Source organism: Streptomyces sp. SID14436, from assembly GCF_010548465.1.
Classification (GTDB): domain Bacteria; phylum Actinomycetota; class Actinomycetes; order Streptomycetales; family Streptomycetaceae; genus Streptomyces.
Genome location: NZ_JAAGMD010000306.1, coordinates 1 through 1,461, shown reverse-complemented (window position 1 = coordinate 1,461; position 1,461 = coordinate 1). Strand labels below are relative to the sequence as shown.

The following is a 1,461-nucleotide window of genomic DNA, read 5'->3' as shown; positions in this document are numbered from 1 at the left end:
GGCCGGTGGCCGGCGGAACCGGTGCAGGTCAGGACCAGCGCGAAGACCAGGGCGAGGGCGCAGGCCGTCGCCATCGCGCCCACTCCGCCCCAGCCCCTCAGGCCGGCCCGCACGCGTCGCGCGGTGTGCATCACGCCCCCTCTCACCGGTACTCCGACAGCCTGCGCCCGATGCCCACGACGGCACCGGCGGCGCCCAGTACGGCGAGCAGCGCCGCGCCCGCCGGCAGGCCGGTCAGCGCGTCCCGGCCGGCCCCGGCGGCCTCGTCGAACTCGGTCCGCTCGTGGGTGAGGGCGGCGGCCAGGTTCCGGTCGACCTCGTCGAAGCACTCGCCGGTCGCGCCCTTGCCGCCGATGACCATGTCCAGGGCCTGCTGGTAGTTGCCGTTCTCGTCCTGCTCGCGGGCGGCGCCGTGACGCTCCTTCCACTCCCGCATGCCGGCGAGGGCGGCCGTGACGGGCCGGGTGCCGTCGTCGTCGTCCGCGAGGCGCTCGGCGTGCGCGAGGCCCTTGCCGAGGGCGTCGATCTCCCGGCCGAAGTCGTCGTCGTAGGCGTCGACGGTGGCGTCGCCGACCTTGCGGGTCTCGGCGCCGCGGGCCACCAGCGTGAGGTTCTCGTTGCCGCGGGCCTTCAGGGAGGCGATCCGGGCGTCGTGCAGCACCTCCAGCGAACGCACGCCGTGGTCGCGGGAGTCGTTCAGTCCGGAGCGGGCCAGGGTGTGGCCGGCGGCCAGCCACAGCAGGATCACCGAGGCGGCCGCCGTGGCCGCCACCAGGCCGTGGTTGAGGAGGCGGTTGGTGCGCCGGTAGGTGCGGTGCTGCGCCCAGGCGAGGGCGGACAGGGCGACGACGCCGAGGGCGATCGCCGCCCAGGGGTACGGGGTGGCGTCCGCGTAGTCGGCGCGCAGCCGCTCGTTCTCCGAGCGGTACAGGTCCTCCGCGGCGGGGAGCATCTCCTTCTGCATCTTCTCGTTCGCGTACCGCAGGTAGGCGCCGCCCACGGGGAAGCCCTGCCGGTTGTACGTGCGGGCGCTCTCCACCAGGCCCTTGTACTGCGGCAGCAGGCGGTTGAGGTCGGTGATGGTGGCGGCGGAGGGGGAGTCGGGCTCGGAGTTGGCCGCCGCCTTGACCAGCTTGGCGGCGGCGGTGCGGATGTTCCGCTCGTAGCGGTCGCGGGTCTTCTGCGACTCCTGCCCGCCGGCCAGGAAGCCGCTGGAGGCGGCGGTGTTGGCGGCGGCGAGCGAGCGGTAGATGTCGGCGGCGTCCGAGCTGAGGGGCTGGCTGCGGTTCAGCACGTCGTCGGCGGCGGCCGCCCGGTCGGTCATCTGCCAGGCGGAGACGGCGCCGAAGGCGAGGACGAGGGCGGCCAGCACGGCGCCGATGATGCGCAGCCGGCCGGGCTCGGTGGTGGCGGCCCTGCGCAGCCGCTCGGTGCCCTCGGCGAACGCCGTGCGGCGGACGT

1 protein-coding gene is annotated in these 1,461 nt (G+C 75.1%); it reads right to left on the bottom strand.

Annotated elements, in window-relative coordinates; all coding sequences use genetic code 11:
* Nucleotides 1-142: 142 nt before the first annotated feature.
* Nucleotides 143-1,461, bottom strand: a 1,319-nt coding sequence (locus G3I53_RS11140; protein WP_239063769.1) for a hypothetical protein, incomplete at its 5' end; no start/stop codon positions are given.